We start from the raw sequence: 7,600 nt of genomic DNA, 5'->3' as shown, positions 1-7,600 counted from the left end.
GAAAGATCCATTACTTCATCGGCGGCGGCGGCTTCGGCGGCCGGGGCGCAATCAACGGCGGCTCACAGATCGCCGAGTGGGTAGCGGCCAACTTCCAGTCGCAGACCGTCGGCAACGTGACGATCTACGACCTCACCACCCAGCGGTAGGCGCGGCCCAGAAGCTCTGCTCCCCAATGGGGGCAGAGCTTTTCGGGTTTGGGGGGACCGCGTCGCGACTCATAGGCCGGGCACAGGCTTGCCATATTCGGGGCAAAGCAGCGAAGACGACCTTGGTGGCATGAGCCTCTCCACGCTGCCTTCGCACGCGGCCGAGCCGACGCGGCTCGATGCTCCGGTGCTCGATGTCGTCATCCCGGTCCACAACGAGGAGACCGACCTCGAGCCATGCGTCCGCCGGCTGCACGGCTATCTGGCCGAGCACTTCCCCTACCGGTTCCGGATCACCATCGCGGACAACGCCAGCACCGACTCGACACCCGACTTCGCGCGCATGCTCGAAGAGGCGCTGCCCGAGGTGACCGCCGTGCGGCTGGCCGAGAAGGGGCGCGGGCGGGCTCTCAAGCACGTCTGGACGCATTCCGACGCGGTCGTCCTCGCGTACATGGATGTGGATCTCTCGACCGACCTGGCGGCTCTCCTGCCGCTGGTCGCCCCGCTCATCTCGGGGCACTCCGACCTCGCGATCGGGTCGCGGCTCAGCCGCGGGTCGCGAGTCGTGCGCGGCGCCAAGCGTGAGTTCATCTCCCGCAGCTACAACCTGATCCTGCGCGGCACGCTCTCCGCGCGGTTCTCCGACGCGCAGTGCGGCTTCAAGGCGATCCGCGCTGAGGTCGCCGAGCGGCTGCTGCCGATGGTGGAGGACACCGGCTGGTTCTTCGACACCGAGATGCTGGTGCTGGCCGAGCGGGCCGGCCTGCGGATCCACGAGGTTCCGGTGGATTGGGTGGACGATCCGGACAGTCGCGTGGACATCGTCTCCACGGCGGTCGCCGACCTCAAGGGCATCGCGCGGCTGGCCCGCGCTCTGGGCGGCGGTCGCCTTCCGCTCGCGGCGTTGCGCGAGCAGCTCGGCCGCAATCCGCTGCCCGTCGCGGGGGTGCCGGCCGGGTTGACCGGCCAGCTGATGAAGTTCGCCGCGGTGGGCCTCGCGAGCACCCTCGCGTACTTGGTCCTTTATGCCCTTTTGCGCGCAGGCCTGGGCCCACAGTGGGCGAACCTGCTGGCCTTGCTGATCACGGCGGTGGCGAACACGGCGGCCAACCGCCGGCTGACCTTCGGGGTACGCGGAACCGACCGCGCCTGGCGCCACCAAGCGCAGGGGCTGGTCGTCTTCGGCATCGGGCTGATGCTCACCAGCGGCTCGCTCGCCCTGCTGGGCAGCGTTTCGGCCACTCCCGCGAAGTGGGTCGAGCTGGCCGTCCTGGTGATCGCGAACCTGATCGCCACCGGAGTGCGCTTCCTGCTCATGCGGATCTGGGTCTTCCGGGCGGCGCGCGCCTGACGCCGCACTCCCGGTGCGGTCCACCACGGTCAGTCACCGGTACACCGGTTGTGGGCAGGTTTCCAGGCGCTTGTTTCGAGTGGCCGGGAGGTATCAAGCTTGCGACTGACGGGTAACAATGTCATCACCGGGGCCGGCGCCCGTCCTCGGCGATGCGTCTTTATACCGGGTGGCCGGACCGGAGGGTGACGACATGCTGAGCAAGGAAGACAGCCGGAGACTGGCGCAGCTCGAGCGGCAGCTGCGGCGCGAGGACCCAGACTTCTGCGTACGCATGTCCGGCGGCCGTTCGCATCGCCGGCGGGTGCCGGTGTCGCTGGTGCTGGCCGCAGCGGTGATCTGGGTGGCGGCGTTGATCCTCGCGGTGACCGGCTGGTGGATCGCGGCGGGCGTCTCGGCCATCTGCGCCGCGGTGGTGCTGATCGCCGCGCTGGCGACGGGCCGTCCGCTGCGGCGGGTCAGGCCACCGGATCACCTGCCGCCGAGCTGGTGATCCGCGTCGTCAGTCGACGGTGACTCCTGCGTCGGGCACCTCGCGTGCGCGGGCGACCTCGGCGGCCTCGGCCTCGACTGCCTTGCGGTTCTTCGCGCTCAACGTTCCGAACGGTGTCACCGTCAGATCCACCCGTTTGCGCCCGGACATCTTGGCGCGCCACACCCCGGCGATCTCCCCGTCGACCAGCAGCACACCCGGGTTGCCGAGGGTCCGCCACACTTCCTTCTGACTCTTCCGGTCGGGCACCAGCAGGTCGCGGTCACGGGCCTGCAGCAGCGCGTCCATCGGCGGGATCAGCCGCACACCGCGCACCTTGCCCGCACCGGTCAGGTCGTCGACCGCGTCGGCCGGCAGCCACCGCTTCTTGCCGTCCACACTGACCTCCGCCAGGTCCTCCGGCCAGACCTTCTTTATCTCCGCCGTCGAGCTGCCGAAGTACTTGCCCACCTCGAGCGGTGTCGCCGGGCCAAGCATGCGCAGGTAGAGCCGGATCAGCTTGTCGATGCCCTTGTTCTTCTCGACCACCGACCGCCACGGCTTGATCGGCCCGAGGGTCGCGTCCTTGCCGCGTGATTCGACGAGTACGCCGCCGGCGAAGCTGGCGTGCTGCCAGACGTTGCCGGCGATGTGCCGCGCCTTGCAGCTCCGGCAGTCGTAGGTGAGCGACTTCGGCACCATCTTGCTGACCCGGGTGCTCGCCTCACCGCGCGGGATCGACTCGGTGACGATCTCGTGCATGGCCTCGGCGGTCGCCGTGAACGCCTTCAGTCCGAGTTTCATGCCCTCGGGGATCTGGCCGCTCTGGATCCGCGCGGTGGCGTCGGCGTCGCTGACCGGCCACAGGGCCTCGGCGAGTGCGCGCAGCTCACGCTTGCGGTGCAGGTGCGGCGCGCCGCGAGCGGCCCAGACCGTGACCAGGCGGTCGTCGTCGAGGTCGGCGGAGGTACGGGCGGCGAGCCCGACCCGCACCGACCCGGGCGTGTACTCCTGCACGCCCAGGTCGAGCACCGGCAGGTCGCCGGGCCGGTCCGTGGACCGCTCCGCCAGCCCCAGCGCAGCGACGCGGTACGCCATCACCTGATCACGATCAACCTGGGCAGCCATCGTTCGACCGTAGACCGCCATGCCTGACACCGCCTGTCAGGTTCGCAAAATCAGGTGCGGCGTCCGTATCGGCCGGTGGCGACGTTGCGCAGCCGGTCGATGCGCGTGTTGGTCTGCGACTCGACCAGCTCCCAGGTGTCCAGGCTGCTCGGGCCGTACGGGCCCTCCTGCAGGATCGGCGGCTCACCGGTCAGGCGATATCCGCAGCGCCGCGCCACCGCCGTGCTGGCCGTGTTCGACGGGTCGATGCGCAGCAGCAACCGGCGCAGGTTGAGCGTGCCGTGCGCGTAGCCGGACAGCAGTGTCAGAGCGGCCGCCGCCAGCCCGCGCCGGCGAAAGGGCGCGCCGACCAGATAGCCCAGCTCGGCCTCCCGGCGGCCGTGATCGACGCCGAAGAGCAGCACCTCGCCGAGCGGCTTGCCGCCGTCGACGGTGATCGCGAGCTGGATGCGCTGGCCGCTGGTCCGCCCCTGGTGCGCCCGTTTCAGGTAGGCGATGCCGGCCGCCATGTCGAACGGCGACGGCATCGGCGTCCAGCGCGCGATGTCCGGCTCGTCGAGCAGCACGACCAGATCATCGAGATCTTCGGATGCCCACTCGCGCAGCTGGATGCCCTCGCCGGTCAGCGAGATCGGAAAGGGCAGGCGCCGTACGGTCGTCACCTGTCGATCGTGCCGGTAAGAGGCCGGTTCCGGCCAGTAGCAACGGATATGAAAGCCGTGAGTGATTGGCGCCTTCAACCCCGGTCAAGTGCGGCGGTGGCTCAACGACCACCCGCCGGAGTGATCGTTTTCGCCGGCACGGCCCCCAGCATCGCCCAATCGTGGCTGATGTCGGCGGCGGCCCGCAGCAGCAGCGGAAGGTAGTCGCCGGTCAGTTTCTCCACCGACGTCTCCGCCGCGTGAACGGTCACATTCACGGCCGCGACCACCTCGCCGTCGGCGTCGCGGATGCCGGTCGCGATCGACCGGATGCCCGGCGCGAGATCCTGATCGGCCAGGGCCCAGCCCTTGGCCCGGACCTCGCGCAGCTCGCGGAACAGCTCGTTGGGCGTGGGCTGCCACTTCGGCGTGATCCCGGACCGACTCGGCTCCGCCCACAGGTGGTCGAGCGTGTTGAAGTCCTGCGCAGCCAGCAGGACCTTGCCCATGGAGGTGGCGATCGCCGGGAAGCGTGTCCCGATCGACACCGCCAGCGTCACGATCTTGGGCACCGCCACCCGCGCCACGTAGACGATGTCGCCCTCGTCGAGCTGCGCGACCGAGCTGGACTCGTTCGTCTGACCGACCAGCTTCTCCAGGTGCGGCTTGGCGACATCCCAGAGATCCATCGAGTTGATGTAGGTCATGCCCAGCTCGAGCACCCGCGGCGCCAGCACGTAACCCCGGTCCGCGTTCCGCACGTAACCCAGCGCCACCAGCGTCATCAGGATGCGCCGCACGGTGGGCCGGGCCAGCCCGGTGTCGGCGGCGATCTCGCTCAGCGTCGACACCCGCCGCTCGGGCCGGAAGCTGCGTAACACCTCGAGCCCCCGCGCCAGGGCCTCGATGAAGTCAGGACCCGCGTCATCGCGCGCCACCCTGCCTCCTTCGAGTCCCACGAGGCTCAATGCTTCCACTGCGCCGATCCGGCGTCCCACTCGGTGTACTGGTACGGGTTGTCCGTCACCTTGGTCTCCGGGACATCGGGGTTCATGCCCTTGTCCCACGCCTCCCGGCCCATCGCGCCGATCAGGTGCTCGATCGTGGCCTCCACCTTGGCCCGCGCCGCCGCCAGGTCGACCCCGACGAGCTTGTGGTCGCGCTTCACCAGCTTGCCGTTGATCATCACGGTGTCGACGTCGCCGCGCTGCGCCTGGAACGCGACGTGGCCGTACGGGTTGAGAATCGGGAACATCACCGGTGAGTCGTCGTTCTTCAGCAGCACGACGTCGGCCTTCTTGCCGGCCTCGATGCTGCCCACCTTGTCGTCGAGCCCGAGCGCCTTGCTGCCGCCCCGGGTGGCCCAGTCGACGACCTGCTCGGCGCGCAGGTGGACATGGGTGACCGTCTCGGCGCGCGAGTGCGCCTCCATGTGCTCGCGGGACCGGTCGGCGCCCAGCGTGGTGCGCATCGCCGAGAAGAGGTCGCCGCTCCACCAGACGCTGGTGTCCATCGACAGCGAGACCGGGATGCCATGGTCGCGCAGGGTCCAGGTGGGCGGATAGCCCTGGCCGGCGCTCTGCTCGCTCTCGGTCGCCACGGACACCGATCCGCCGGTGGCCGCGATGCGGTGGTACGAGTCGTGGTTGAGCGTGGCCGAGTGCACGTAGATCGTCTGCGGTGTCATGAAGCCGTTCTCGTGCATCAGGCGGATGCCGTCGTCGTTGGTCGCGCCCCACACGCCGGCGTGGGTGGTGACCGGCACGCCGAGCTCGCGGGCCACCTCGAAGGCCGCGCGCTCGGGGAAGGACGGGTCGCCGGTGACGTCGAACGCCATCTGGAGGCCGAGCATGTCGTTGCCGCTGGAGATGCGGCGGCTGACGAAGTCACGGAAGCCGTCACTGGCCGACCACTCCCACGGGCCCTGCTGGATGTTGCCGTAGGCGAGCACGAACCGGCCCGGCACCGCCTCGAGGGCGTCGACCGCGGCGTCCGCGTGCTGCGGCGTCTGCAGGCCGTGTGACCAGTCGACAGTGGTGGTGACGCCGGCGTCGATCGCCTCGATGGCGGCCAGCAGGTTGCCGGCATGGATGTCCTCGGGCCGGAAGAGCTTGCCGGACTCGAGGTAGTACCAGACGAAGTACTGCGTCAAGGTCCAGTCGGCCCCGTAGCCCCGCATCGCGGTCTGCCACATGTGGCGGTGGGTGTCGATCATGCCGGGCATCAGGATGCCGCCGGCCGCGTCGATCTCGACGGTGCCCTCGGGCACGGTGAGCCCGACGCCGACCTCGGTGATCCGGTCGCCGGTCACCAGCACGTCCGCCCCGGGTAGCACGGTGTGCGCGTCGTCCATGGTGAGAACCAGACCGTTGCGGAAGACCACGGTGTCACTCATCGCCGGCCACTCCTCTCTGAGCCCTGGCGGACATGTGTCCGTCTGGCGGTCGCCTTGAGGCCCTCACCTTCGACCCGACGCTACGAGCGTGTCAAGGGCGCATTTCCAGCGGTTGACAGCTTCGTGACTGACGGAGAAGACTCGCTCAAGCGGACATCCGTCCGTCTGGCGAACGCATGGGAAAGGTGGGCATGGGACCCCTCAGCGGCCTGGTCGTCGCCGACTTCTCCCGGATCCTCGCGGGCCCGTACGCGACGATGCTGCTCGCCGATCTCGGCGCACAGGTCATCAAGGTGGAGAGCCCGGGCGGGGACGACACACGGACGTGGATGCCACCGGTCCGCGACGGCGTCTCGACGTACTACCTGGGGATCAACCGGAACAAGAAGTCGATCGCACTGGACCTCAAGGACCCCGGTGACCTCGACGTGGCGCAGCGGCTCGCGCGCCGGGCCGACGTGCTGATCGAGAACTTCCGGCCCGCCGGCCTCAAGCGCTTCGGCCTCGACTACGAGACCGTGGCCGCCGCCAACGAGCGCATCATCTACGCCTCGATCAGTGGTTTCGGCACCGGTAAGGGCGCCGGCTATCCCGGGTACGACCTGATGGTCCAGGCGATCTCCGGGCTGATGAGCCTGACCGGCGACCCGGACGGTTCGCCGTACCGGGCCGGGATCTCGGTCTTCGACGTGATGGCCGGCATGCACGCGAACATCGGCATCCTGGCCGCCCTGCACCACCGCGACGAGCACGGCATCGGCCAGCACGTCGAGGTCAACCTGCTGTCGTCGGCGTTGTCGGCGCTGGTCAACCACAGCAGCGGCTACGTCGCCGGCGGGACGGTCCCGTTCCGGATGGGCAACGCTCATCCGAGCCTGTCCCCGTACGAGCCGCTGCCGACCGCCGACGGCGAGTTGATCGTGATCGCCGGCAACGACGGGCAGTTCCGCAAGCTGTGCCAGGTGCTCGACCTCCCCGACCTGCCGTCCGACCCCCGCTTCGCGCGCAATCAGGACCGCACCGCCAACCGCGACGTGCTGCTGCCGATGCTGGTGGAGCGATTGACGAAACGCACCAAGGACGAGTGGTTCCGTGATCTGCTGGCGGCGGGCGTGCCCTGCGCCCCGATCAACACGGTCGACGGCGGGTTCGCGCTGGCCGAGGAGTTGGGTCTCGACCCCGTGGTGACGGTCGGCGACGTGCCCGGGGTGCGTAACCCGATCACGTTCTCCGGCACCCCGGCCGACTACGAGCTGCCCCCGCCCGGGCTGGACGAGCACGGTGAGGAGATCCGCGCGTGGCTGAGCGAGAGCTGAGGTTCCCGACCTCGATCGGCACGTCCGACGAGGACCAGATCCGGCTGCTGGGCCACGATCTGGCGGCCGATCTGATGGGCAAAGTCGGGTTCGGCGAGCTCGCGTACTGGCTGGTCGCCGGGCGCCGGCCGACCCCGGGCGAGAC

The 7,600-nt window shown here is 69.4% G+C and carries 7 protein-coding genes; 3 read left to right on the top strand and 4 right to left on the bottom strand.

All coding sequences use genetic code 11. The features are described from left to right. Positions 1-279 precede the first annotated feature (279 nt). Positions 280-1,503 carry a bifunctional glycosyltransferase family 2/GtrA family protein gene (locus AB0M20_RS17990; RefSeq protein ID WP_364299424.1) on the top strand — a complete coding sequence of 408 codons (1,224 nt, stop codon included), beginning with the start codon at positions 280-282 and terminating at the stop codon, positions 1,501-1,503. Positions 1,504-1,696: 193 nt separating this feature from the next. Continuing rightward, positions 1,697-1,996: a DUF3040 domain-containing protein gene (locus tag AB0M20_RS17985; protein WP_364299422.1), complete on the top strand. Its 300-nt coding sequence runs from the start codon at positions 1,697-1,699 to the stop codon at positions 1,994-1,996. 9 nt (positions 1,997-2,005) lie between these two features. Here the strand turns inward: AB0M20_RS17985 and AB0M20_RS17980 are convergent, their stop codons facing one another. From AB0M20_RS17980 to AB0M20_RS17965, 4 genes are all read right to left on the bottom strand, one after another. Continuing rightward, a complete protein-coding gene (locus tag AB0M20_RS17980; protein WP_364299420.1) occupies positions 2,006-3,103 on the bottom strand; it encodes a crosslink repair DNA glycosylase YcaQ family protein in 1,098 nt (365 codons plus the stop codon). Between the two features lie 50 nt (positions 3,104-3,153). Continuing rightward, positions 3,154-3,765, bottom strand: a complete 612-nt coding sequence (locus tag AB0M20_RS17975; protein WP_364299418.1) for a GNAT family N-acetyltransferase — start codon at positions 3,763-3,765, stop codon at positions 3,154-3,156. A 101-nt stretch (positions 3,766-3,866) separates the two neighbouring features. Beyond that, positions 3,867-4,682, bottom strand: coding sequence for an IclR family transcriptional regulator C-terminal domain-containing protein (locus tag AB0M20_RS17970; RefSeq protein WP_364299416.1), 816 nt, complete (start codon positions 4,680-4,682; stop codon positions 3,867-3,869). Positions 4,683-4,708: 26 nt separating this feature from the next. Next, the gene (locus AB0M20_RS17965; protein WP_364299414.1) at positions 4,709-6,139 is read right to left on the bottom strand and encodes an amidohydrolase family protein; all 1,431 of its coding nucleotides are present in this window, start codon (positions 6,137-6,139) and stop codon (positions 4,709-4,711) included. 191 nt (positions 6,140-6,330) lie between these two features. Here AB0M20_RS17965 and AB0M20_RS17960 point away from each other — a divergent pair, with 191 nt between their 5' ends. Beyond that, a complete protein-coding gene (locus tag AB0M20_RS17960; RefSeq protein WP_364299412.1) occupies positions 6,331-7,455 on the top strand; it encodes a CoA transferase in 1,125 nt (374 codons plus the stop codon). Positions 7,456-7,600 lie beyond the last annotated feature (145 nt).

This window comes from Actinoplanes sp. NPDC051633, assembly GCF_040681735.1.
In the GTDB taxonomy this organism is placed as follows: Bacteria; Actinomycetota; Actinomycetes; order Mycobacteriales; family Micromonosporaceae; genus Actinoplanes.
This window is presented reverse-complemented; position numbering and strand designations above follow the sequence as displayed.

Bases quoted from the DNA above. Each gene is read 5' to 3' on its own strand.
- AB0M20_RS17990 (WP_364299424.1), top strand. From the start codon at position 280: ATGAGCCTCTCCACGCTGCCTTCGCACGCGGCCGAGCCGACGCGGCTC.
- AB0M20_RS17985 (WP_364299422.1), top strand. From the start codon at position 1,697: ATGCTGAGCAAGGAAGACAGCCGGAGACTGGCGCAGCTCGAGCGGCAG.
- AB0M20_RS17980 (WP_364299420.1), bottom strand. From the start codon at position 3,103: ATGGCTGCCCAGGTTGATCGTGATCAGGTGATGGCGTACCGCGTCGCT.
- AB0M20_RS17965 (WP_364299414.1), bottom strand. From the start codon at position 6,139: ATGAGTGACACCGTGGTCTTCCGCAACGGTCTGGTTCTCACCATGGAC.
- AB0M20_RS17960 (WP_364299412.1), top strand. From the start codon at position 6,331: ATGGGACCCCTCAGCGGCCTGGTCGTCGCCGACTTCTCCCGGATCCTC.